This window comes from Sphingobium sp. DN12 (assembly GCF_051058005.1).
Taxonomy (GTDB): domain Bacteria; phylum Pseudomonadota; class Alphaproteobacteria; order Sphingomonadales; family Sphingomonadaceae; genus Sphingobium; species Sphingobium yanoikuyae.
Map to the genome: position 1 here is coordinate 1,699,703 of NZ_CP173717.1, position 24,405 is coordinate 1,724,107.

Sequence of the window (24,405 nt, forward strand, 5' to 3'; positions counted from 1 at the left end):
GTTAGGCCGCTACCAGCGAAGCGAAATGCTGGCGCAACTCGCCGACATTCCAAACCGAAGTCTGCGGGGCAAGTTTACGGGGGGCGGGGAACTTACCGGCCCGAACCCAGCGCCAGATGGTCGAGCGGTGCGCGCCACCGGTCAACATGGAAACAACCGGCTCGCGGACGAATGCGCTGTCAGGCAGGTTGTCGAAATCGAGATTTTCGGGGCTTTCGCACGCCATTTGAACACCTCATGTTGCGCCAAGGCCCTTCAAGTAGCGGTGCGTTGCAACTCGGTCGGTATCAAGAAACCGGCGATTTAATGAGGATGGGCCTAAATACAGCCTTGAGAGCAAATTTTCGTGCGATGGGCACACAAATCTCGCTAGCGCAGGCAACTGCATCATCAACCCAAGAGGGATCCGCCAGGAAGTCCGATACCTTTCCCGTTGTTGCCAAGGAACGATATTGCGGCGACCTGCTCAGCACTATGGCCATCGCCATCGGAATGGCGGGGGCGGTCTCATACCAAATATCTCTGCGGATATTGTCAGGAAGAAGTCTGGCATCAGCGGAATCGCCATCGACCAACTTGCACAAGCGTTCGGCCGCCTCGCGAATTGACAGACCTTGGTGTTCGACCATGCGTAGTGCAAGCCATGCTGCCGGCAGTCGCCTCCGTGCAATCCGGCGAAGGCCTGCGTTCATTATCGAAATTGCCTTTTCCCGTTTCATGCGAAACGCTGTTGGCGCGTGGTGCCCCTGCGCCTTGAGCGTGCCAGCTACCACCGCCTCAAAGAACTCAGCGCCCTTCTTAACCTTCTCCCTCTCGGGGTAGGCTAGCCATGACAGGTAGGAGGCCGCTGCCTGTCGAGGGTCGGTCTCACTGCAAAGGATATGGGCGGCTATAACTTCGGTCACGCCCGCCCCGCCCCGATCGGCACGACCTTACCCTCCCCCTGCGGCTTGGCGAGATAGTCGGCCCAGTCCTGCATCATGCGCCGGCGCTTTTCGAACTGGTCGCCGCGCCGATAGGCCGCTTCCACCTTGTCGCCGATCGTGTGCGCCAGTGCCATTTCCGCCATGTCGCCCGGATAACTGGTCCGTTCCGACACCCAATCGCGGAATGTGCTGCGGAAGCCGTGCGGCGTTGCGCCCGCTTCCATCCGCCGCATGACGGCGCTCAGCGTCATGTCCGACAGCTTCCCGCCGCGCGGTGCCCAGAACACGATTTCGGTGTCGCCCATACAGGGCAAGCCCTCCAGAAGCGCCAGGGCGGACTTGGACAGGGGAACGCGATGCTCCTTCCCGGCCTTCATCCGTGCGCCCGGAATGGTCCACAGGCCCTTGGTCAAGTCGAACTCCGCCCATGTCGCCCCGCGCACTTCACCGGACCGGGCAGCGGTCAATATCGCGAACTCCAATGCCCTCGCGCCCATCCCCTCGGCCTCTTGAAGCCGTGTCAGGAATACCGGCGCGTCGTCGATGGCCATCGCCGCATGGTGGCCATCGCTGCCGGTGCGGTGATGCTTGGCGCTCTTGAGCTTGCCGGTCTTGGGTAGCTGATTGTCCAGATGACCGCGCCAACGGGCTGGGTTCAGGCCCTCGCGATGGCCGCGCGTGGTCGCCCAATCTAGCACAGCTTCCATGCGTCCGCGCAGGCGGCTGGCCGTTTCCGGCTTGTCTCGCCAGATGGGTTCAAGAACCTCCAGCACCTGCGGCAGCTCGATATCTGCCACCGACAGCTCGCCGACTGCTGGGAATGCATATTTCCTCAGCGTCGATTCCCACTGTGCTGCGTGCTTCTCGTTCTTCCATTCCGGCGCCTTGCCCGCGATGTAGGCCAATGATGCCTTTTCGAACGTCATGCCCTTTGCCCGCGGCAGTTTGAGGGCCTCGCGTAACGCGCGACGTTCCTCGATAGGGTCGTGCCCCTCCCGCACACGCTGGCGTGCCTTCCGGGCCATGTCGCGCGCATCGGCCAGCGAGACTTCCGGGAAGGCCCCCAAGCCCATGTCCCGGCGCTTGTCACCGATCTTTATGCGCAGTATCCAGGTCCGCGCGGTCGTAGGCGAAACCTGCAACGCCAGTCCAGCCACTTCCCCGACGAAATGCAGACCGGGCGTCTTGAGGTTCCTCACGGCCAGCGGGCCTAGAACCTTGGCAAGTTTTGGCATGGGATTCGAACTCCGTTAACCCACCTACCAACCCATCATAACCGTTGCGACGGGCCGCAACAAGTGGCAACGTGAGGCATCAGGGAACATTCCAAAAATGGCGAAAAACAGCCAATAATTCGACGGGTCGCAGCGTGTGGAAATATGGCGGACAAAGACACCGCTTCCGCCACCCCCCCATGGCAGCAACCCGACCAAGGCCGACCGACGGCCGGGTCATCTACTGCCACTTCGTGGCCCCAGATAACCAAATAAACGGCTCCATTCGGGTCTGCTAAGATCGAACCAGGCAGTGGGAAGGAGGGGGCGTGCGGCGTGCCTTGGCGTTCAGAAGCAAATAGCCCCGCTGTTGACCCATGAGTATATCTCATAGGTCGTGGCCGAGCCCGATGTCCCCATGCGCGCCGACGATGCCTAATTCCCGTATCGCCATCCTCTCCAGCACCAATAGCCCAATTTAAAACGTTTAGCGTTGCCAATAGGAGCAGCAGCCACCGCCTCTCTCTTCATACCGGGGTAGAAAAACTTTTTTGTCTACCAATTCCGTTATCTTTAGCCCGCCCCTCGTCCAATAGTCCGACAAAAAGGGGTCCTCTGTCGTGCATCGTCTTACCAGCGCCGTCTTCCTGCTGCTCTCTACGACATCCACCTTCGCCCAGGCGCAGGATCAATCCACGCCGCAAGCCACTCAGGAAGGGGCAACGGAACGCTCCGACATCGTCGTGACCGGTATCCGCAAGAGCCTGGCCGACGCGCTGGCAGTGAAGCGCCAGTCCGCACAGGTCGTCGACGTCATCTCGGCCGAGGATGTCGGCAAGTTTCCCGACAAGAATATCGGTGAAGCGCTCCAGCGCGTGACTGGCGTGCAAATCACCCGCGGCGGCGGTGAGGGGCAGGCGATCACCATTCGCGGCGCCGATCCATCACTCAACCGGGTCGAGATCAACGGCCAGTCTGCCCTCTCAACCTCGATCGCAGCGGCCGCCGGCAATGGCAGCAACCGCGCGGTCGACTTTCGCGACCTGCCCGCCGAATTCGTCTCGCGCCTCGAAGTGCTCAAGTCCGCCACGCCCGACATGACCGAAGGCGGCCTGGGCGGCACGGTACGGATCATCACGCGCCGCCCGTTCGATGCGAAGGAAGGCTATCTGGCCGGGTCGGCACAGGGCATCTACAATGAACTGGCGGACAAGGTGGATCCGAAATTCGCGCTGATCGGCTCCAAGCTGTTCGCGCATGACACGATCGGCGTGCTGCTTTCGGGCACCTATGAAGATCGCACCATCCGCTATGATCAGGCGCGCACCACCGGCTGGCGCCAGGTGGAAACGGTGCAACCGGCAACGCCCGCCAGCCAGAACTGCCTGTCGGGCCGCAACCAGGCCCGCTGCGTCGACCTGGACGGCAGCGGCTTTGGCGATTTCTACCCGGACATTCCGCGCTATATCACCGCGACCGAGCCCACCAAGCGCTATGCCCTCAATGGCATTGTCGAATGGCGCCCGGACGATAATTTCAAGGCCTATGTCGAGGGTACCTTTACCAAGAGCGATACGCGATCGGACGACCAGTATCTGCAACTCTCCACCACCCAGTCAGTGGCCAATGGCGGGGTCGACCCGACCGGCGTCGTGATCCGCGACGAAACGGCCCAGACCGTCACCTTCGTGAACAACAGCGCCGCCGGGACCGGCCCCAGCGTCAATTATCGCAGCGTCATCGGCGGGCTGCGCCGTCGCACCTTCAACGGCATCGTCGGCGCCGAATGGCAGGTCGGCAAGGTCAAGCTGTCGGCCCGCGGCACCTATGCCGCATCGCGCGTCTTCAATGATGAGGTCGACGTGACCGCGTCGGTATCCGGCAAGGATGCCCTGCCCTGGATCACCATCGACTATGACAATCCGCAGCATGCGCCCAACATCATCCTGCCGATCGACACCACCACGACCCAGGGCATCAACACGTTGTCCGTCGAGGCGCGGCCGCGCCTCAATCGCCAGCAGGAGCAAGGCGCCAAATTCGACGCCGAATATCGCCCCGACAATGACGGCCTGCTGACATCGCTGAAGGGCGGCATCGAACAGAATAGGCTGGTTTCGAGCAGCCGCTTCAGCAACGCGGTCTATACGCTGAACGGCATCACGGGCCAGACCACCTTGACCCGGTCAGGCATCACCGGCGCGCAGGTTCTGGCCACCACCACGCCGGCCGCTCAATTGGCCACCATCCAGAGCCTGCTCAACAATTATGGCGGCATGGGCGACGGCAGCTTCTTCAAGACCGGCGATCTGGGCTTTTCCGGCATCGACCGCTGGTGGAATCTGGGCGATGACCTCGCCAATGCGATCGGCATTCCCGATCCCTATACCAGCATCTCGCCGCTCGACACCTATCGGGTGAAGGAAGAAACCATCGCCGGCTATGGTCAGGCCGCGTTCAAGGCGGATCTGGGCTTCGACCTGTCGGGCGTGTTCGGCGCGCGCCTGGTCCACACCCGCACCATATCGACCGGCAGCCAGAGCAGCGGCGGCGTCATCACGCCCGCCCGCTATACCGGCGAATATACCGTGCTGCTGCCGTCCGCGAACCTGCGCGCCGAACTCGTCCCCAACAGGCTGGTGGTGCGGGCCACCGCGTCTGACGTGCTGGCCCGCCCCGCCCCTTCGCAAATGGCGCCCAATGTCCGGCTCGATCCCGTTGGGCTGACCGGATCGCGCGGCAATCCGGGGCTGAAGCCCTATCGGGCCTGGCAATATGATCTGGGTGTCGAATATTATATCTCGCGCACCAACTATCTCTCCGTCACGGCTTTCCGCAAGGACATTAAGTCCTTCATCGACACCGACAGCCGTGAGGAGGAAATTGACGGGCAGGTCTACACCATTCGCCTGCCGGTCAACGGCACTCAGCATGTCACCATCCAGGGCGTGGAAGCCGGCGTGCAACTGGGCCTCGATTTCCTGCCCGGTATATTGAGCCATTTGGGGGTGATCGCCAACTATACCTACAACAAGGACAAGGGCTATGAAGGGCGTGACTATTTCACCAATGCCAGCCTGCCCTTCCCCGGCGTATCACGGAACAGCTATAATGCCTCGCTCTTCTACGATGACGGGCGCTTCGCCATTCGCGGATCCTATAACTGGCGCAGCCGCTATCTGATCAACGCGGTCGATCGCGGCAACAATCCGTCCTTTGGCGAAGCGTTCGGCCAGTTGGACGGGTCAGCCAGCTATGTCGTCAACCCGCATGTCTCGCTGTTCCTAGAGGGCGTCAATCTGACCGATTCCACCCGGATCGAGAATGCCAACAGCATCTATCGTCGCAACGTCATCGAGACCTATGGCCGCCGCATCTATTTCGGCGTCCGGGCAAAGCTGTGACGCGGCGCGATACGCTGGCAGGCCTGGCGGGGGCTTCGCTCCTGCCGGCCTTTGCCCGTGCCGCTATCGGCCACCTGCTGCATCGGGACGATTTCCGGCATGGGCTGGGCCAATGGCAGATCGAAGCCGAAAAGCTCGCCACCGTGCGCGCGCAGGGCGGGCTGCTCGATATCGAAGCGCCCGCTGGGCTTACCCTGTGGTTCCGCCCGCTGCTCTACGGGCCTCTCGAAATCCGCTATCGGGCGCAGGCCGTGGCGCAGGGCGGACCGCATGATCGGGTGAGCGACCTCAACTGCTTCTGGATGGCCAACGACCCCGCGCTGCCAGACGGCGATGTCCTGGCCCGACCGCGCAGCGGCAAGTTCGAGGAGTATGACGGCCTGAAGACCTATTATGTCGGGCTGGGCGGCAACGGCAACAGCACCACCCGCTTTCGCCGCTATGTCGGCCGCGATGGTGACCGGCCCCTTTTGCCGGAAAATGACCGGCGCGGGTCCGAAGACATGCTGGTCGCCAATCGCTGGCAGGATATCGTCCTGATTGCCGACGGAGACAAGATCGCCTTCTTGCGCGATGGCCAGCGACTGTTCGCCTTTCAGGACGATCATCCCTACACCCATGGCCACTTCGCCCTGCGCACCACCGCCAGCCATCTGAAAATCCGCGACTTCACCGTTCGCGCACTTCGCTGACCCAAGGAAACCGCATGCCCCTCTCCCGCCGCGCTCTGCTCCAGTCCAGCCTGTTGGGTGGCGCCGTGCTCGCCCTGCCGACACCAGCGCGCGCCGCGAAGGCGCCGCCGGCAACGAATGTGCATTGGCTGGACGGCAGCCCACCGGCCTGGGACGGCGGCCAGATCTGGGGCACGCCCTGGCCCCGCGGCACGCTGCGCGGGACGGACAGGCTTCAGGCGCATGATGCGGATGGTATCGCGCTGCCGCTGCAAAGCTGGCCGCTGGCCTATTGGCCGGACGGATCGATCAAATGGAGCGGCCATGCGCTGCCGGCGATGATCGACAGAGGCCCCTCCCATGTCTCGATCGGCATCGGACGCAATCCCGCTCCCGCGCATCCTGTCCGCGTCGAACAGCAGGCCGATGCCGTGCTGGTGCATGTTGGCGCGACGTCCTGGCGCCTACCGCGCACGGGCAGCGCCATCATCGCCGCGGCAGAACGGGATGGCCGCGCCCTGCTGCGCAATGTCCATCTGCTGGCCAGCGTCCAGAATGCGGCGTCCGACGAGGAATCGGAAAATCTGTCGATCCAGTGCTACACCAGCCGGATCGACGCGCTGACCGTCGAACAAAGCGGTCCGGTCCGTGCCGTCGTCAAGGTGGAGGGCAATCATACCGACAACAGCCGCCAATGGCTGCCCTTCAGCCTGCGCCTCTATTTCACCGCCGACAGTCCGGCCGTCCGCATCGTCCACAGCTTCATTTGGGATGGCGACGCCGATCGCGATTTCCTGCGCGGTCTCGGCATCCGGGCGCAGGTGCCGATGGCCGCGCCCTTGCACGATCGACATGTCCGCATCGCCACCGATCATGGCCTGTTCAGTGAAGCAGTTCGGCCGCTCACGGGCCTGCGCCGCGATGTCGGCGAAGCCTTTCGTCAGGCACAGATTGTCGGACGCGCAACCCCATCGGTCGACACGCTGCCGGATCGGCTGCGCCAGTTGCTCGACAATATCCCGGCATGGGGCGATTTCCGGCTGTTCCAGGGCAATGCCCAGGGTTTCACCCTGACCAAGCGCACCCGCAAGGGGCGTGCGCCGATCCAGTCGCTCGAAGGCGATCGCGCCCGTGGGCTGGCCTATGTCGGCACGCCCTCGGGCGGCGCGGCGATCGGCATGGCCGATTTCTGGAAACGCCATCCGGTCCAGCTCGACATTGACGGCGCGGCGGGGGACGCGGCCGACCTGACCGCCTGGCTGCACGCACCAGACGCGCCTGCCATGGACATGCGCTCCTATCGCGATGTGCTGCGGATGACCGACTATGCCCGCCAGAATGACGGGCTGGACATGACCTATGAGGATTATGAACCCGGCTGGGATCAGGCCAAAGGCATCGCCCGAACCAATGAATTATGGCTCTGGGCGCTGCCCGCGACGCCCGATGCCGCAACGCTGGACAGCTATGCCGCCCAGGTGGCCAGCCCCGCCCGGTTGCAGGTCCAGCCGGATCGCATTCATGCCGCCGGCGTGTTCGGCGATTGGGCGCCGCGCGCGACCAGTGGCGCCTTGTCACTGGCGATCGAGCGACAGAATGACCTGTTGATCGATCATTATCGCGACGAGATTGACCGGCGCCACTGGTATGGTTTCTGGAACCATGGCGACGTGATGCACAGCTATGACAGCGACCGGCATCAATGGCGTTACGACATTGGTGGCTATGCCTGGGACAATAGCGAATTGTCGACTGACCTGTGGTTCTGGTACAGCTATTTGCGATCGGGCCGGGCGGACATATTCCGCATGGCGGAAGCCATGACCCGGCACACAGGCGAGGTCGACGTCTATCATGCCGGCCCCTGGGCTGGCCTTGGCACGCGCCATGGCGTCCAGCACTGGAGCGACAGCAGCAAGCAGCCGCGCGTATCCAATGCTGCCTATCGCCGCATCTTCTATTATCTGACCGGCGACGAACGGGTCGGCGACCTGATGCGGGCGCTGGTCCATTCCGACCGCGTGCTGCAACATGTGGATATTGGCCGCAAGGTTGCCGATCGAGCGCCGGAATCGCTGCCGCCCGGCGGGGTCGGCGCTGTCGTCAAACCCGCAGGATTACCGGACGGCGTGATCCAGCTGTCCTTCGGCACGAGCTGGGGCAGCCTGGTCGCGGCCTGGTTCACCGAATGGGAAAGGACCGGCGACCGCCGCTGGCGCGACCGGATCCTGGCCGGCATGGACAGCATCGCCGCCCTGCCCCGCCAATGGTGGGCCGGCGGCGCCAATTTCGATCTCGCCAGCGGCCGCTTCGTGTCCGGCGGCGATCATATCAGCGTCAGCCACCTCAACGCGGTCTTCGGCATTGTCGAAATCATGGCCGAACTTCTGCCACTGGTCGATGCGCCCGGCTATCGGGCGGCCTGGATCGATTATTGCAAATGGTACAACGCCCCCGCCGACCAATGGAAAAGGCGTTTTGGCGAAGCGCCACGCGGTCATAATCTGCGCCAGGCCCATTCGCGCCTGACCGCCTATGCCGCGCACGCGCTGCAGGACACGGCGCTGGCAGCGCGCGCCTGGAACGAATTTCAGGATGGCGAACTGAAACCAGGCCTGACGACCATCCAGGCGGGCGACGGCAGCGTGGAGATTCCCGGCCTATCGACAAACGGCGCAGCCCAATGGGGGCTGGCGGCGATCCAGAATCTGGCCCTGATCCCGCCAGATTGAGCATGTCGATCAACGATCGATAAATTGCAGCAATGATAAAAATGAGAAAATCATAAGAAAATAATGTCCACCTATTCAATCTTACAATTCAAATGACGTCATAGTCATTTGATACATAACACGGAACATATCTAAAAAAACATCACCAGCCACGTTTACCAACGAGAGCGGTGAATGACGATAATATCGCAAAGTCACGCGGATGAATTCTCGCACCCGGCGCTACGGCGCCCTCGCATCCATGATGTCCCCCGCGATGGCGATGCGCCACGGCTGCATGCGGACGCGGCCCGGCGCACAGTTCTGGACGAACGGCTGCACCGCAAGCAGCAACTGGCCGCGTCGCTGCGCCTGCTGGCCCAGCATGGCGTCGAGCCTAGCCTGGCCGGCCATCTGAGCGCCCGCGACCCCGAACATGTGGACCATTTCTGGGTCAATCCGGTCGGCGTCCCCTTTTCCCATATCCGGGTTTCGGACCTGCTGCGGATCGACAGCGACGGGCGGGTCGTCGAGGGCGACGGGCCGGTCAACATATCCGGCATCCCCTATCATCATGCCGTCCAGCGCGCCCGGCCGGATGTCGTCGGCATCGTCCATGCCCATAGTTTCCATGCCAAGACCTGGTCCGCCTTCCGGCAGCCGATCGAGCCGATCATCGCCGACCTCGCCGCCTTCCATGGGGATCAGGTGGTCTTCGTGCCCGATCGCCTGTCGGATGCCACCGCTGGTCGTGACGCCGTCGCGCAACAGTTCGTCCGGTCACTGGGTGACCGCAACATTCTCCTATGGGCCAATCATGGTCATTGGACCGTCGGCAACAGCGTCGAAAGCGCGGCCTGGCGCTTCATTGCCTATGAAAGCGCGGCCCGCGTGCAACTGGCGGCACGGGCCGCCGGAACAGCGATCGTCGATCCGCCGACCCAGAGCCCCTCTCCCGACCAGCGGGAAGGATGGGCCTGGCTCAGCTTCCTGCCTTATTGGGACGAGATCGTCCGCGCGCAGCCCGATCTGCTCGACTGATGCCCCGTCAGCTTTATTCCCGGCGGGCGCTGCTAGCCGGCGCCGGCGCCCTGACGCTGGCCGGATGCGGCGCGGCCACGGAACGGGCATTGTCCGACGTGACCCTGAGCGTCTGGCGCTACAAGACGACGGCCGGCAATTTCATGGCGGCGGCGGGACAGGCCGACACGCCCTATCAGGTCCGCTATGTCGACCTGCCCGGCGGCCCGCTGGTGCTCAACGCCTATGCCGCCGGCGCGCTCGACTATGCCTATATGAGCGAAATCCCGCCGGCTTTCGCGCTGCAGTCGGGCACGCCGCTCAGGCTGATCGCGACCCACCAGGGCGACGTGAACAATAGCGGCGTGCTGGTGGTGAAGGGATCGAGCGCACGGCGATTTTCCGATCTGCGCGGACGCACCATTGCCTACACGCCCAACACCAACAATCATTATTATCTGCTCAAGCTGCTCGAAGCGCATGATCTGCGCCTGTCCGAGGTGCAGGCCATCGGCCTGCCCGCCAACGACGCCAATGCCGCCTTCACGCGTGGTCATGTCGAAGCGATCGTCACCGGCGGCATTTCCGCCCTGTTGACCGAAAGCCTGCTCGGCGGGCGCTGGATCGTCCGATCGGTCGCCGGTCTCTATTCAGGCAATTTCTGCATCTCTGCCCATCCGGCCGCGCTGGCCGATCCGCTCAAGCGGGCGGCGATCCGTGACTATCTGCGCCGGGAACAGGCGACCTGGCAATGGATCGACCGAAACCCGGAACGCTGGGCGGCGCTGTCGGCAACGCTCAGCAGCCAGCCCGCCACCCTGTTCCGGCGCCTGGCCCGCGAGGCAAGCCGGCCTGCCCTGATCGTCCCGCCAGCCAAGGCCGCCATCGCGAGCCTGCAGCATGTCGCCGACGATCTCGCCCGCTTCGCGCTGGTGCGGGATCGCTTCGACCTGTCGGCGCTGTGGGAACCGGGCCTGATCTGATCGGCCGACCGTCACGAACATCTCAAAAAAGGGGGAATTTATGCGACATGAAATCAGCCGACCAGCCTTTGGAGTGCTGCGCCAGCTATGGCTTTCTACCGCGACGCTGGCCGCGCTCGGGATCGGTTCGTCGGCACTTGCCCAGGAACTGCCTACCCCGGCTGCAGCCCCCGCCCCAGCCGATGCCGAGGGGACGATCGTCGTCGTCGGCAACCGCAGCCGCGCCACCACCGCGCTGGAAAGCCCGGTGCCGATCGATGTGATCGACGAAAGCCAGTTGGCGACATTGGGGGCCAATAGTTCGCTGCGTGACGCACTGGGCGTATTGCTGCCCAGCTTCAACTCGCTGACCGTCAGTTCCTCGTCCTGGAACAGCGTTGCACGCCCGGCGGGCCTGCGCGGTCTGGGCGGGTCGCATGTGCTGGTGCTGGTGAATGGCAAGCGGCGCCACAATAGCTCCTTGCTCAACCTGTCGACCGGCAGTGTCGACCAGGGTGCCAATTCGGTCGATATCGACCTGATCCCGGCGGCCGCCATCAAACGGATCGAGGTGCTGCGCGATGGTGCTGCCGCCCAATATGGATCGGACGCGATCGCCGGCGTCATCAACATCGTGCTCAAGGATGATGACCATGGCGGCACGCTGACGGTGAACGGCGGCAAGCGCTACAGCTATCGCGGCAATTCCGATGGGCGCAATATCGAGGCAGGCGGCAATATCGGCTTCAAGCTGGGGCCGGACGGGTTCGTCAACATCGCCGCCAGCGCCAAGGACAATAATCATGCCCGCCGCGCCATTCCCGCGACCGGCGCCTTCTATTATCCGCTGGCCAATGGGCAGCCCGATCCGCGCGAAAACCGGGACAAGACGGTGTTCACCGGCGGCCTGCCTGACCTGCGCGCCCTGACGGTCCTCTATAATGCGGAACTGCCGCTTTCGCCGGCCGCGACCCTTTACTCTTCATCGACATGGTCAACCCGCGAAGCGATCATCGGGCAGAATTTCCGCCGCCCCAATTCCACCAATGCAGTGCTGTCCATCTATCCCGATGGCTATGCGCCCAACTACACGCTGGACGAGAATGATTTCCAGATCCTCGCCGGCATCAAGGGCGAAGCGGGGAGCTGGAGCTGGGATCTGTCCAGCACCTATGGCGAGAACCGGTCGAAGAACGGCTCTACGGAGAGCCTCAACGCCTCCTTGGGCGATGCAAGTCCAACCGAATTCTGGACCTTCACCGCGAAGTTCGCCCAGTGGACCAACAATCTCGACATTTCCAGGGGCGTGGACATCGGCCTTGCCGAACCGCTGAAAATATCCTTCGGCGCCGAACATCGCTACGAGCGCTTCCAGACCATCGCCGGCGACCCGGAAGCCTATGCCAACGGCCTTTACCAATATCCCGCCGGCACGCCGCTGGCCGGCCGCTATGCCACCATCGGCGCGCAGGGCGCGATCGTGCTCACGCCCGAGGATGCCGCCAAGCTGACCCGCAACAGCTATGCCGCCTATGTCGACATGGGCATCAATCCGGTGCCGCGCTGGTTCATTGGGCTGGCTGGTCGGGCCGAACATTATGACGACAGCGCCGGCGACACGCTGAATGGCAAGTTCACCACCCGCTATGACTTCACCGATCATTTCGCCATCCGCGGCACGATCAGCAACGGCTTCCGCGCGCCCTCGCTGGCCCAGTCCGCCTTTGCCCAGACATCGAACCAATATACCACCGTCAACGGCGTCCAGACCTTCATCACCGCCAAATCAGTGCGTCCCGGCACGCCGATTGGCGATGCGCTCGGCGCCAAGCCGCTGACGCCGGAGAAATCCTTCAACCTGAGCGCCGGTTTCACCTACAGACTGGGCACGCGCTTCAACCTGTCGGTCGACGCCTATCAGATCAAGCTGGACGATCGCATCGCCCAGACTGGTTATCTGACCGGCGCGGGCGTCAGCGCTATCCTGGTCGCCAACGGCTTCGATCCCAATTATTCGGTGCGCTATTTCGCCAATGCGATCGACACCCGGACCCGCGGCGTCGAAGCGGTCGCCAACTATCTACAGCTGCTGGGCGAGGACAAGTCGATCCGCTTCACGCTCGGCTACAACTATAACAAGACCAAGATCACGCGCGTGGCCGACAATCCGTCGGAACTCGCTGCGCTCAACCTCACTCTGTTCGACCGTCAGGCGCAGGGCTATATCGCCGGCAACCTGCCGCGATCCAAACTGATCCTGGGACAGGATTTGAAGCTCGGCAATCTCCAGCTCAACCTGCGCGAGACCCGCTACGCCAAGGTGGGCTTCCTCGGCACCACGGCCGCGACCGACCAGTTCTACGGCGCCAAGTGGATCGCCGATATCGACCTGTCCTTCCAGGCGACCCGCAACATCAACGTCGCGATCGGCGCGAACAATTTCTTCGACACCTATCCCGACAAGAACACGCTGCCGGATACCAACGGCTTCCCGCCCTATCCGGCCCAGTCCCCGTTCGGCTTCTATGGCGGCTATTATTATGGCCGCCTGGCCTTCAGCTTCTGATGGAGACGCAGGCATGACCCATCCATCCGGCACGCTCAAGCTCGGCGCCTTCCTGTCGGGGCACGGCTCGCATAATGCGAGCTGGCGCCTGCCGGAGGCAGATGTCGATGCCTCGCGCAGCTTCGCCCCCTATGCCCGCGTCGCGCGGAAGCTGGAACAGGGGCTGTTCGACGCGATCTTCCTCAACGACAGCGTCGCCATTCCCGACCTCGACACGGATTCGCTGGCCCGCACGGCGCAGGGCATGCGCTGGGATCCGTTGACGCTGCTGCCCGCCCTGGCCGTCGTTACCAGCCGGATCGGCCTGATCAGCACGGCCAACACCACCTATAACGAACCCTATACGCTGGCCCGCCGCCTCGCCTCGCTCGATCATCTGAGCGCGGGACGGGCCGGCTGGAACCTGGTCACGTCGCTCGGCGGCGGCGAGAATTTTAACCGGGAGGATCATGTCCTGCATGCCCAGCGCTATCAGCGCGCGGAGGAGTTTTTCGACGTCATCACAGGGCTGTGGGATAGCTGGGAAGATGACGCCTTCATCCAGGACAAGCAGAGCGGCATCTGGGCCGATCCCGCCAAGCTCCACCGGCTCGATCACAAGGGTACGCATTTTTCGGTGCAGGGGCCGCTCAACGCAGCCCGCCCAGTTCAGGGCTATCCCGTGATCGCCCAGGCCGGATCATCCGATGACGGGCGCGAACTGGCGGCACGGACGGCGGAGATCATCTTTACCGCCGCCCAGACGATCGACGAGGCGCTGGCCTTCGGCGCGGACATCGCCGCCCGCCTCGGCCGCTATGGCCGCAAGCGCAGCGATGTCCGGATACTCCCCGGCATATCGGTCTATGTCGGCCAGAATGCCGAGGAAGCCCGTGCCCGCTACGAAGCGCTTCAGGATCTGCTCGATCCGGTTTCCGCGCTCAAGGGCATATCCCGCTTCGTCAATATCGGCATCGACCTGTGGACTCTGCCGCTGGACGAACCGGTCATACTGCCCGCCGCGATCCCCGTCACCAACACGCACAAGAGCCGCCAGCAACTGGTGATCGACCTGATCCGCCGCGAACAGCCGACCGTGCGGCAATTGCTGCGCAAGATGGTCGCCGGCGGCCATCGCATCCTGTTCGGCAGCGCGCGCGACATCGCCGATGATTTCGAACATTGGTTCCATGCCGGCGCGGCCGACGGGTTCAACATCATGTTCCCCGACCTGCACGGATCGGTCGATCGTTTCGTCGAAGAGGTCGTGCCGGAACTGCAGCGGCGCGGCCTGTTCCGCACCGCCTATGAAGGCGCCACGCTGCGCGACAATCTGGGCCTCGATCGCCCGGACAACCGCTTCACCCGTCCTTCGGCCGTGGCGGCTGTCAGGAACTGAGCGGCGCTTCATTTCCAAAATCTTAGAACAAGGAACCGGACATGTCCCAGACCCATGACCCAATCGACCAGCATTGGGCAGATCTTCTCTCCCCCGGCCGACGGCAATTGCTGCGCGCCGGCGGACTGGCGGCTGTCGGTGGCCTGATCGGGGCGCCGGCCTTTGCCGCCGGTCCTGCGCCCTCTCCCGCCGCCATCGCCGCCCATACGGGCAAGAGCCCCTGGGGCTATGCTACCGCCACGGAACCGACGCCCCGTCCCCTGGCGGTGCGCCCCGGCGAGGAGAACGGCCTACCCGATCGGCCCCGCGCCTATACCGATATCAAAAGCTACCACGCCCATATCTATTTCGACGAGGATAGTTACGAGAAGGCAGTCCGCATCCGGCAATGGACGGCGGAACGCTTTGCGGTGGAGTTGGGCAACTGGAATGCGGAGCCGCGCGGCCCGCATGTCACGCCATCCTTCTATTTCGGCTTCGGCACCGACCTGCAGCCGCTGATCCTGCCCTGGCTCCAGCTCAACAGCCTGGGCCTGACCATCCTTGTCCATCCCAATACCGACGATCCGCGCGCCGACCACCTCCATTATGCCCTGTGGGTGAACCGGTCGCAGCCGGTCAACGCCTATGGCATGAAGAAGCCGGACCTTGCGGCTGGCGAGCCGGCCGTGGAACAAATCTATCCCAATACCCGGCCGACGGTCGCGATCGAGCGTAGCTGATGGGCGCTGCGACGGAACAAGCGGGCCGGCATTATGCCATCGTCGGCGGCAGCAGCGGCATCGGCCTTGCCGTGGCGAAATTGCTGGTCGCGCGCGGCGACAGGGTGCTGATCGGCGGGAGATCGCCCGACCGATTGTCCAGCGCCATCGCGACATTGGGGGATCAGGCCTCCGCCCGTCCCATCGACACCGGCGATCGCGCGTCGATCGCGGCCTTCTTCAACGATGTGCCGGCGCTCGACGGACTATTCACCCCGGCCGCCAGCTATCGCACCGGGGCCTTTCGTGACGGCGATGTTGACACAAGCGAAGCGCTGTTCGACGCCAAATTCTGGGGGCAATATTGGACCGTCCACGCCGCCCTTCCGATGTTGAAACAGACAGCATCGATCCTGCTGATGTCGGGTGCGGCCTCGGTCCGACCGATTGGCGCGCCGGCCTATGCCGCCTGCAATGCAGCGCTGGAGGGATTGGCGCGTGGCCTCGCTTTCGAATTGTCCCCGATCCGGGTCAATTGCCTGTCGCCCGGCACCACCGACAGCGATCTGTGGCGGGGTCGCCCCGCGCCGCAGCGTGAGGCCGCCTACGCCCATTGGAACGGACTTTGCCTGACCGGGCGCCCCGCCCATGTCGAGGAACAGGCACATGCTGCCTTGTTCCTGCTCGACAATGGCAACATGACCGGCGCCACCCTGTTCTGCGATGGTGGCTATAGTTTCCGCTAGGCGATGTCCGTGTCCGCCCGTCGCGCGGCATAACGGCGGGCGGCAATCTCCGCCCCTTCGCGCAACAAGGGGCCGAGTTGCCAGAAGTCCTGCAGATGCGGTGCCTCTGGCGGTGCATCGCGATCCCAGCCATAATCATGGCGTAGCCGCCCGACATGCCCCATGGCCAGCGCCTCAGCTCCGGACAGGCTTGCGCGCCCTCCTGCTCGGGCGCGACATAGAGGGCATCGGCCGGGCAATAGAGTTCGCACATGAAACAGGTCTGGCACTGATCCAGCCGTGCGATCAGCGGCACGCCATCGGCTCCGACATCGAAGACATGGGTGGGACAGGCCGCAACGCAGGCCTGGCAACCGGTGCAGCGCTCTGCGAATATCTGCGCGATCATGCGGCGATCTCCCGCGCTGCGGGCCGTTCCGGACGGGTCCAGACGCGATCCAGCCCTGCGACCAGCAAGCGGCTCTGCTGCGCCGGATCGGTCCCCGGCCGGTCGATGCGCATATGCATGCCGCGACTTTCGTCGCGCGCCAGCGCCGCCGCGAGTATCCAGCGCGCGCACGCCGCCATCGCCGCATGTTCGCGCAAGGCCACCGCCCCCAGCCCCTCCGCACGGCCATGATCCGCGATCGTGCGCCAGACGGCCTCGACCGCGTCCCGGTGCCGCACAAGCTTGTCCGCGCAGCGCCAGAGCGCCGCATCATAGCCGATGGTGGCCGCCAGCACCGGCGTGTCGCCTCGTCGTCCGGTCCGACGTGCATGGGCCGCCGCAGCGGCGCCGGCGATCCGGCCGGAGGTCAGCGCCCAGGCGGCATTTTGCGCGCCGCCGCCGCTGGTGGCGCCGGCGACCAGTTCGCGCGTGGCGCTGTCACCCGCCGCATAGAGATTGGGGACGTTGGTCTCGCAGCCGTCGCCGACGATCTGCAGCCCGCCGGTGCCGCGAACCGTGCCTTCGCCGAATAGTCGCACCGGGAAGCGATCGCGGAACAGATCGATCCGCTTGCGCTCGAACGGGGCGAGCGAGGCGGGCTGGATACGACGCAAGCCTTGTTTCAGAGCGTCCGGCGCGTCGGACAGGTCGGCCAGTACCGGTCCAGCCTCCAGCGCGCGGGCCAGGGCACGCAGATGCGCCGCCTCTCCGCTCATCGGTGGCGGCACGTCCAGTTCGCGGCCTTCGGTATCGAAGAAGCGGGCTGCGAAATAGGGCAGCGTCCGGGTCGAATTCCAGGCCGGCGAGAGGGAGTAGGATACGGAAAATTCCATGCCCGACAGCACCGCGCCGGCCTCCGCCGCCATCAGCAATCCGTCGCCGCTATTGCCATGGCTTCCGATCAGCCCGGATCGGAAGGCGCAGCCTCCGGTCGCGATCACGACTGCACCAGCGCGCACTGTCCAGGCCTGTTGCTTCAGCCGCGCATAGCCAGCCGCCCCCGCCACCGATCCATCGGCATGCAGCAGCAGTTCCAATGCAGGATGATGATCCAATATGGTGACACCGGCATCCTGCGCAAAGCGACGCAGGGCGCGCATATATTCCGGCCCGCGCACACCGGAATAGAAAGTTCCGCCCTTGCCGTCGCCGGCAAAAGGATAATAGCCCGCCAGCTGCGGCAGGGCACGCCAGGTTTCATCGATGATACGCGCCATCCAGTCCCGTTCGGCCAGGCCAAAGCTGCGGCCGTAACGCTCCTCGATCGCGGCCTCGCGCCGGCCAGGCTCGGGCGCGACCCACCAATGATTGGGACCGCCGGTCGCCGTGACGCCGCGGGTCCCGACAAAGCCCTTGTCCACCAGCAGCACCTCGGCACCCGCTTGTGCCGCCATGATCGCTGCCCAGCAGGCGGCCATGCCACCGCCGATGATCAGGACATCGGCGCTGCGCGTGATCGGCGCGGATTCGCTCATTCGGCGGCAACAGCGGCGGGCGAAGGCACAATCGCGCTGTAGCGGCTTTCCGGCACCGGCAGGCCAAGATGGCCGCGCAGCGTATCATGCGCATATTCGGTGCGGAACAGGCCTCGCGCTTGCAGGATCGGCACCACTTCCTCACGGAAGCGGCGGAACGGCTCGGGCGAACCGGCGAATTGCGAGCGCCAATCACCGAAGCGACCGACGGCCAGGCGCAGTGTCACACCCGCCTCCTGCGCTGTCTGGATGATCCGCTTGGCCTGCCCCATATAGCTGTGGTCGAGCGCTTCGCGACCAGCGTCTTCGATCGCGCGAGCCTTCTCATCGCTGTCGGCAATGATAGGCTTCGGGTCGGCGAGGATATTGATAGGCTCGGGATCGAGCCAACTCGACTGGTCGCCACCCGCCCCCTCCAGGATCGCGCCCTGATGCAGTTGGCTGTGCGTTTCGTCGGCCATCGTCGCCTCCCTTGGATGAGACGAGCGTAATTGTGCGGGCCCCACCGGCATAACGAGAGCTTCTCATAGGCTGTTGTGAAAGGCTGATGAACAGGTTGTTGCAGAAGAACGCAACGAAAAGGCCAAGTTCATTAGTTACGGATTACCTCCGAAAATGCTGCTCAAATGACGGTGATTTTCTAAAAAGCCAGTTCCTGTCGACAGTTTAGGAACGCGTCCCGTCCGGTCAGCGTAATAGACAACCCGCGAGGAAATGGCTGATATTGCTCTGCTCCGACGCGCAAACAGGCGCTTTGCAACATCCTGCAAAGAAGCTGAAATATCTCCACGGTTGCTAACGCGACCGATTCGCATTAGCTCAACCCCGAATTTAGGGGACAGTCATGCGCAGAATTTCCATCGCCACCGCCGTCATTCTGGCGGGTACCTCCACCATCGCCCATGCCCAAGCGGCGCCCGCGGAGGCGAACCGCGACGACATCATCATCGTCACCGCGACCGGCCAGTCGTCGGCCATTTCGACGACCAAGAGCGCCACGCCGATCATCGAGTCGCCCCAGTCGATCTCGATCATCAGCCGCGAGGAGATCAACCTGCGCGCTTCGCCCACGATCGCTGATGCGCTGGCCTATACGGCGGGCGTGCAGTCGGAAAGCTGGGGCGTGGACAGCCGCGTCGACGAAGTGTCGGTGCGCGGCTTTGGCGCAGGCGGTTTTTCGTCCAACAATAATTTCGTCGATGGGCTGCGCCTGCCTTCGGGTGGGCAATGGACGCGGCCGGGCTTCGATTCCTATGCGCTGGAACAGATCGAAGTGCTCAAGGGGCCTTCGGGCGCGCTTTACGGCCAGACCGCGCCGGGTGGCCTGGTCAATATCGTCACCAAGCGGCCGACCGACGAATTCCAGGCCAATGTCATGCTCCAGGCGATCGGCACGACCGATCTCAACAACTGGAACTATCAGGCGGCGGCCGATGTCAGCGGACCGATCACCTCCACCCTGTCGGGCCGGATCGTCGGCCTGTCGCGCTATGGCGATACCCAGGTCGAGGATGTGTCGATCGGCCGCCGCTATATCTCGCCGAGCCTGACCTGGAAGCCGGACGATGCCACGACCTGGACGATCCTGGGCCAGTATCAGCAGGATAAGGGCGGTTCGACCTTCCAGTTCCTGCCAGCGCTCGGTGCGCTCTATCCCAGCAACGGCAAATATATCGCCAATGACGACAATCTGGGCGAGCCGGACTGGAACACGTTCGACCGCAACCAGTATCTGATCGGATCCTTCTTCGAGCACAAGTTCAACGATGCGATCACGATCCGCAACAACAGCCGTTATACCCATCTCGACACGCTCTACCGCGTGGTCGTATTGTCCGGGAACACGCTGACGACCTGCCCGTCGACCATAGCGGGCTGCATTCCCGGCCAGACGATCAGCCGCCGCGCGGTGCAGGGCAAGGGCGAGAGCGACGGCCTGGCCACCGACACCCAGTTGGAGGCCAAGTTCACCACCGGTCCGGTGGAGCACACGCTGCTGGGCGGCTTCGACTATTTCCACACCGAGTGGGAGCATTATCGCGATCTCGTCAGTTCGTCGCTGGTGCTGCCGATCCTGGATATCTTCGATCCGGTGTCGCGTGGCTCGGCCGGCTATGCCAGCAACATGTCGCCGCAGGTCTATACCGAGACCGTCAGCAAGCAGGCGGGCGTCTATCTTCAGGACCAGATCAAGCTGGGCAAGCTGCGCCTCACCGTGGGCGGCCGGCAGGACTGGGCCAAGGACAATACCTACAACCCCGTCAGCGGCGTTCGCTACATCACCAAGAGCGATGCCTTCACCTGGCGCGCCGGCGCTGTCTATATGTTCGACAATGGTTTGGCGCCCTATGCCAGCTATTCCGAAAGCTTCCAGCCGCAGGTCAGCGACCCGAGCACCAGCCTGACCGGCGCGCCGTTCAAGCCGACGACCGGCCAGCAATATGAAGCGGGCATCCGTTACCAGCATGGCAATAATATCTATGTGACGCTGGGCGCCTATCAGATCACCCAGCAGAATATGACCACGCCCGATCCGGCCGGCACGCTGTGCGGCACCTCGACCTGTCTGGTACAGACTGGCGAAGGGCGGGTGCGCGGCCTGGAGTTGGAGAGCAAGGCAACCCTGCCCTGGGGCATGGCGGTGATCGCGACCGCGACCCGCATGGACAGCAAGGTCACCAAGTCGAACACGGCGGGCCAGGTCGGCAACGAGTTGCCGCAGGTGCCTGAATGGATGGCGTCGCTGTTCCTCAACCAGACGATCGAGGGCGGTTCGCTTGCCGGCCTCGGCTTTGGCGGCGGCGTGCGCTACACCGGCAAGAGCTATGGCGACACCGCCAATTCGCTCCGCATTCCCGACTATACATTGTTCGACCTGTTCATCCGCTATGACCTGGGCAAGGCGTCGGACGCACTGGAGGGCATGACCTTCTCGATCAACGGCCGCAACATTGCCGACAAGCGTTATGTCGCGACCTGCAGCGCGGTTTCAGCCTGCTATTATGGCCAGGGCCGCAGCCTTACCGCTCGCCTGCAGTTCAACTGGTGAGGCGGCTGTCGGCCCTTGCGGCGCTCGGCCTGTTGACGATGGCGCCGGGGGTGGCGTCATCGCCTGCGGTGGCGGCGCCATGGCAGCTGGAACGATCCGACGTGCTGACCATCAGGTCGCCTGATGGCCATGCCTATCGTGTGCTGGTTGCCTGGCCGGAGGGCGAGCCGCCCGCCGGCGGCTGGCCTTTGCTGTGGATGCTGGATGGCGAGGATAATTTCCCGATCGCCGCGACCACTGCCCGAAGACTGGCGCGCGCCGGGGCGCGATCCGGGATCGGGCCGGGGCTGATCGTCGCGATCGATTCCGGGCCGCTGGCCCGGCGGGTGTTCGATTATACGCCGGCAGCGCCGGGCTATGCCATTCCCGCCGGAGCGCCGGCCAGTGGCCTGCCGACCGGCGGCGCCGAGGCCTTCCTACGCTTCATCGAGCAGCAGGTCCGGCCTCAGATCGTGGCGCGCTGGAAGATCGATGCCAGCCGGCAGACGCTGATGGGCCACAGCTTTGGCGGGCTGCTGGCGCTGCACGCGCTGGCCAAGGGCGCGCCCTTCAGCCGTTATGTCGCGGTCAGCCCGTCCTTCTGGTTCGGCAATGGCCTGGTCGCGCGGGAGGTCGAAGCCATGGCGCCTGGGCCGGGCAAGCGGCTGCTGGCGGCCAGTGGCGACCGCGAGGGCGGCCCGACCAAGGGCGACAGCGAAGGTGACAGGGTAGCGGCCCTTTTCGCGACCCATGGGGTCGAGGCGCAGTTCCGGCTGCTGCCGGGGCATAGTCATGGATCGACAATGATGGCGATGATGACGGACGGCATTGCCATGGCATTTGGAACGGAAACGAAATGATATACGCAATCCTTGGCGGCCTGCTGGTCTGTGTCGCGGCGATGCTGCTCTATCTGGCGGCGCCGCACCAGCAGATGGGGCAACTGCGCTGCCCGCCGCGCCTGGCCGGATGGGGCGGCCTGGCGTTGCTGATCGCCGGCACCGGTCTGTTGCTCGGCTGGGCCGGGGTGGCGACGGCGATCTTCATCGCCCTGACGCTGGTGATGACGATCTGGTCGGTGGTGCCTGTCACGATCGCATGGCGGCGCGGCGCGCCAGAGGGCAAGCGATGAGCCGGATCGGATCGCGGTGGCCGCTTTCCAGCCGTGACTGGTTCGGCAAAGTATCGGCCGCTTTCATCCTGGGCTTCACGCTGGCGCTCGGCTTCGCCGGCCTGTTTCGCGAACTGATGGATGTGGGGGAGGGCTATTTCTCCACCAAGGGGCAGTTCGCCATGTGGCTGATGTCGCCGATCTGGGCGTTAAGCTTGAGTTTCTGCTTCCTGTTTCGTTCGGGCCTGCGCGCCTGGCTGTGGCTTGTCGCCGCCAATTTGCTGGTCTGGGTGCCGGTGCTGCTGATGGGAGGGCTGCGGCCGTGAAACTGCCGACCGACGTCGTGAAGATGTACAAGGAAGTGCATGGCTGGGTCGGCATCATTTCCGGCCTGTGCCTGTTCATCGCCTTCTATGCCGGGGCGCTGACCATGTTCGAGCTGCCCTTGCAGCGCTGGGCCTCGCCCCCGCCAACGCTGGCGCCGGCCCCTTCGCTGGAACGGACGCCGGAACTGGTCGCCAAGGTGCTGGCCGCCCATCCGCAGGCAGCAAAGGGCTATGACATCAACCTCGTCATCGATGCCGCCCATCCGGCCCGAATGACATGGATGGTGCGTGGCGAAGCGGACGAGCATGGCGGCGGTCAACGCTATTACGCCTCGCTGACGCCGGACGGCGCGCTGCAGGTTGGAAGCCAGGGGCCCTCCGAGGTCGCGCAATTGATCGATGTGCTGCACCAGCAGGTCGGCCTGCCCTTCGACCATGAGATTTCCATGCCGATCATGGGTGCGATCGCGCTGCTCTACACCATCGCCCTTGTGTCGGGGCTGGTCGTGCTGCTGCCCAGCCTGGTCAGCGATCTGTTCGCGCTGCGCATCGGCAGGAATGTGAAGCGCATGTGGCTCGATGTGCATAATGTGCTGGGCCTTTTCAGCCTGCCTTTCCACATCATCATGGCGCTGACCGCTGTGGTCTTCGCCTTCCATGACCAATTCTATGGTGCGCAGGGGCTGGCCTTTGGCGGCGGCGCGGAGCGGGCACGGCCAAGCCTGTCAGCCCCGGCGGAGGGGCCGCCGCCCGCCACCCTGACGCCGGCGCAGATCGTCGCCCGCGTGCGCGAACAGGCGCCCGGCTTCACGCCCGAAACGCTGGTCTATGGTCAGGGGCGTGGCGGCCTGCCGGCGCTGCGGGTGCAGGGCAGCGATGCCCGCTATGGCCTGCGCGCGCCGACCTATGGCATGGCCGGGATAGATCCGCAGACCGGTGCGATCACCGGCACCGACTATATGCCCGGCATGCAGGATGGCTGGTCGGCGACCATCACCAGCTTCTTTGCCCTGCATTTCGGCAATTTCGGCGGGAACACGATCCGCTGGGCCTATTTCCTGCTGGGGCTGGCCGGTGCCTTCCTCTTCTACACCGGCAATCTCCTCTGGGTGGAATCGCGCCGCAAGAAGGAGCGCAAGGCCGGAGCAGTCGAACAGACGCGGGCGACTCGTATCCTGGGCGCGCTGACCGTGGGCGTACCGATGGGCAGCATTGCCGGCATTTCGGTGACGCTGGCGGCGGCCAAGCTGCTGGGCGGACATGCCAGCTATGGCCTGCACAGCGCCATCTATTATGCCGTCTTCCTGATCGCGACCGGCTGGGCACTGGTACGTGGCGCAGCGCGATCGGGCGTCGAACTGGCTATGCTGGGCGCGGTGGCGATGCTGTGCATCCCGGCCGCGAGCCTGATCGCGGGGACCGGCTGGTATGATGCGCCCGCACTGATGCTGGTGGATCTCACGGCGGTGCTGCTGGCAGTGCTTTTGCTCCTGTCGGCGCGGGCCGCGGCCCGTCGTGCGGCGACCGGTCCGCGCGACAGCGTCTGGTCGACGAACAGGCCGGTTGTGGACCCTGGCTGATGCAGCTTCCAAACCTATGACGGTGCAAACAGCCGCTACTGCAAGCGTAAACGGAGCGATCTGCTGGCGCACTCGACGCCCATGTCCCAGCCGCAGCCCAAAACCCGATCGGGCTAGCCTTGATCATCAATGGCGCTGGACTGATAAGCTGACGCTGAA

General features: G+C 64.1%; 20 protein-coding genes and 1 pseudogene. 14 read left to right on the forward strand and 7 right to left on the reverse strand.

Features of this window, described 5'->3' with window-relative positions; translation table 11 throughout:
* Position 1 precedes the first annotated feature (1 nt).
* The 3 genes from ACI6S0_RS08090 to ACI6S0_RS08100 form a co-directional block, all read right to left on the reverse strand.
* Positions 2 to 226 carry a helix-turn-helix transcriptional regulator gene (locus ACI6S0_RS08090; RefSeq protein ID WP_434405456.1) on the reverse strand — a complete coding sequence of 75 codons (225 nt, stop codon included), beginning with the start codon at positions 224 to 226 and terminating at the stop codon, positions 2 to 4.
* Between the two features lie 61 nt (positions 227 to 287).
* Positions 288 to 905 (reverse strand): hypothetical protein, encoded by a 618-nt coding sequence (locus tag ACI6S0_RS08095; protein WP_434405457.1) that lies wholly within the window; start codon positions 903 to 905, stop codon positions 288 to 290.
* Positions 902 to 2,161 carry a tyrosine-type recombinase/integrase gene (locus ACI6S0_RS08100; protein ID WP_434405458.1) on the reverse strand — a complete coding sequence of 420 codons (1,260 nt, stop codon included), beginning with the start codon at positions 2,159 to 2,161 and terminating at the stop codon, positions 902 to 904. The genes ACI6S0_RS08095 and ACI6S0_RS08100 overlap by 4 nt, the downstream gene beginning before the upstream one ends.
* Before the next feature lie 599 nt (positions 2,162 to 2,760).
* Here ACI6S0_RS08100 and ACI6S0_RS08105 point away from each other — a divergent pair.
* The 9 genes from ACI6S0_RS08105 to ACI6S0_RS08145 all read left to right on the forward strand — a co-directional run bounded on the left by ACI6S0_RS08105 (position 2,761) and on the right by ACI6S0_RS08145 (position 16,299).
* Positions 2,761 to 5,544, forward strand: coding sequence for a TonB-dependent receptor (locus tag ACI6S0_RS08105; RefSeq protein WP_434405459.1), 2,784 nt, complete (start codon positions 2,761 to 2,763; stop codon positions 5,542 to 5,544).
* Entirely contained in the window at positions 5,541 to 6,236 is a 696-nt protein-coding gene (locus tag ACI6S0_RS08110; protein WP_434405460.1) for a DUF6250 domain-containing protein, read from the forward strand. Before ACI6S0_RS08105 ends, ACI6S0_RS08110 begins: the two co-directional genes overlap by 4 nt.
* A gap of 14 nt (positions 6,237 to 6,250) precedes the next feature.
* Positions 6,251 to 8,947, forward strand: a complete 2,697-nt coding sequence (locus tag ACI6S0_RS08115) for a Tat pathway signal sequence domain protein (RefSeq protein ID WP_434405461.1) — start codon at positions 6,251 to 6,253, stop codon at positions 8,945 to 8,947.
* Between the two features lie 174 nt (positions 8,948 to 9,121).
* Complete coding sequence (locus ACI6S0_RS08120; protein ID WP_434405462.1) at positions 9,122 to 9,967, forward strand: class II aldolase/adducin family protein; 846 nt, start codon at positions 9,122 to 9,124, stop codon at positions 9,965 to 9,967.
* Positions 9,967 to 10,929 carry an ABC transporter substrate-binding protein gene (locus tag ACI6S0_RS08125; RefSeq protein ID WP_434405463.1) on the forward strand — a complete coding sequence of 321 codons (963 nt, stop codon included), beginning with the start codon at positions 9,967 to 9,969 and terminating at the stop codon, positions 10,927 to 10,929. The genes ACI6S0_RS08120 and ACI6S0_RS08125 overlap by 1 nt, the downstream gene beginning before the upstream one ends.
* Before the next feature lie 40 nt (positions 10,930 to 10,969).
* Entirely contained in the window at positions 10,970 to 13,474 is a 2,505-nt protein-coding gene (locus tag ACI6S0_RS08130) for a TonB-dependent receptor plug domain-containing protein (protein WP_434405464.1), read from the forward strand.
* 13 nt (positions 13,475 to 13,487) lie between these two features.
* The gene (locus ACI6S0_RS08135; protein WP_434405465.1) at positions 13,488 to 14,852 is read left to right on the forward strand and encodes an LLM class flavin-dependent oxidoreductase; all 1,365 of its coding nucleotides are present in this window, start codon (positions 13,488 to 13,490) and stop codon (positions 14,850 to 14,852) included.
* A gap of 41 nt (positions 14,853 to 14,893) precedes the next feature.
* Positions 14,894 to 15,574 (forward strand): DOPA 4,5-dioxygenase family protein, encoded by a 681-nt coding sequence (locus ACI6S0_RS08140; RefSeq protein ID WP_434405466.1) that lies wholly within the window; start codon positions 14,894 to 14,896, stop codon positions 15,572 to 15,574.
* Positions 15,574 to 16,299: an SDR family oxidoreductase gene (locus ACI6S0_RS08145; protein WP_434405467.1), complete on the forward strand. Its 726-nt coding sequence runs from the start codon at positions 15,574 to 15,576 to the stop codon at positions 16,297 to 16,299. Before ACI6S0_RS08140 ends, ACI6S0_RS08145 begins: the two co-directional genes overlap by 1 nt.
* On the opposite strand, the gene ACI6S0_RS08150 is transcribed toward ACI6S0_RS08145, so the two are convergent.
* The 4 genes and pseudogenes from ACI6S0_RS08150 to ACI6S0_RS08165 all read right to left on the reverse strand — a co-directional run bounded on the left by ACI6S0_RS08150 (position 16,296) and on the right by ACI6S0_RS08165 (position 18,662).
* Positions 16,296 to 16,463: a hypothetical protein gene (locus ACI6S0_RS08150; RefSeq protein WP_434405999.1), complete on the reverse strand. Its 168-nt coding sequence runs from the start codon at positions 16,461 to 16,463 to the stop codon at positions 16,296 to 16,298. The two genes, ACI6S0_RS08145 and ACI6S0_RS08150, sit on opposite strands and share 4 nt — an antisense overlap.
* 119 nt (positions 16,464 to 16,582) lie before the next feature.
* A pseudogene (locus tag ACI6S0_RS08155) lies at positions 16,583 to 16,687 on the reverse strand (4Fe-4S binding protein); the annotation flags it as partial.
* Positions 16,684 to 18,201 carry an FAD-dependent oxidoreductase gene (locus tag ACI6S0_RS08160; RefSeq protein WP_434405468.1) on the reverse strand — a complete coding sequence of 506 codons (1,518 nt, stop codon included), beginning with the start codon at positions 18,199 to 18,201 and terminating at the stop codon, positions 16,684 to 16,686. The pseudogene ACI6S0_RS08155 and the gene ACI6S0_RS08160, both read right to left, overlap by 4 nt.
* A complete protein-coding gene (locus tag ACI6S0_RS08165; RefSeq protein WP_434405469.1) occupies positions 18,198 to 18,662 on the reverse strand; it encodes a hypothetical protein in 465 nt (154 codons plus the stop codon). The genes ACI6S0_RS08160 and ACI6S0_RS08165 overlap by 4 nt, the downstream gene beginning before the upstream one ends.
* Before the next feature lie 383 nt (positions 18,663 to 19,045).
* On the opposite strand from ACI6S0_RS08165, the gene ACI6S0_RS08170 reads away from it, so the two are divergent.
* The 5 genes from ACI6S0_RS08170 to ACI6S0_RS08190 are packed head-to-tail and all read left to right on the forward strand — an operon-like array spanning position 19,046 to position 24,246.
* Entirely contained in the window at positions 19,046 to 21,250 is a 2,205-nt protein-coding gene (locus ACI6S0_RS08170; RefSeq protein ID WP_434405470.1) for a TonB-dependent siderophore receptor, read from the forward strand.
* Complete coding sequence (locus ACI6S0_RS08175) at positions 21,247 to 22,089, forward strand: alpha/beta hydrolase (RefSeq protein WP_434405471.1); 843 nt, start codon at positions 21,247 to 21,249, stop codon at positions 22,087 to 22,089. Before ACI6S0_RS08170 ends, ACI6S0_RS08175 begins: the two co-directional genes overlap by 4 nt.
* Positions 22,086 to 22,361: a hypothetical protein gene (locus ACI6S0_RS08180; protein ID WP_434405472.1), complete on the forward strand. Its 276-nt coding sequence runs from the start codon at positions 22,086 to 22,088 to the stop codon at positions 22,359 to 22,361. Before ACI6S0_RS08175 ends, ACI6S0_RS08180 begins: the two co-directional genes overlap by 4 nt.
* The gene (locus ACI6S0_RS08185; RefSeq protein WP_434405473.1) at positions 22,358 to 22,666 is read left to right on the forward strand and encodes a hypothetical protein; all 309 of its coding nucleotides are present in this window, start codon (positions 22,358 to 22,360) and stop codon (positions 22,664 to 22,666) included. Before ACI6S0_RS08180 ends, ACI6S0_RS08185 begins: the two co-directional genes overlap by 4 nt.
* The gene (locus ACI6S0_RS08190) at positions 22,663 to 24,246 is read left to right on the forward strand and encodes a PepSY-associated TM helix domain-containing protein (protein WP_434405474.1); all 1,584 of its coding nucleotides are present in this window, start codon (positions 22,663 to 22,665) and stop codon (positions 24,244 to 24,246) included. Before ACI6S0_RS08185 ends, ACI6S0_RS08190 begins: the two co-directional genes overlap by 4 nt.
* Positions 24,247 to 24,405 lie beyond the last annotated feature (159 nt).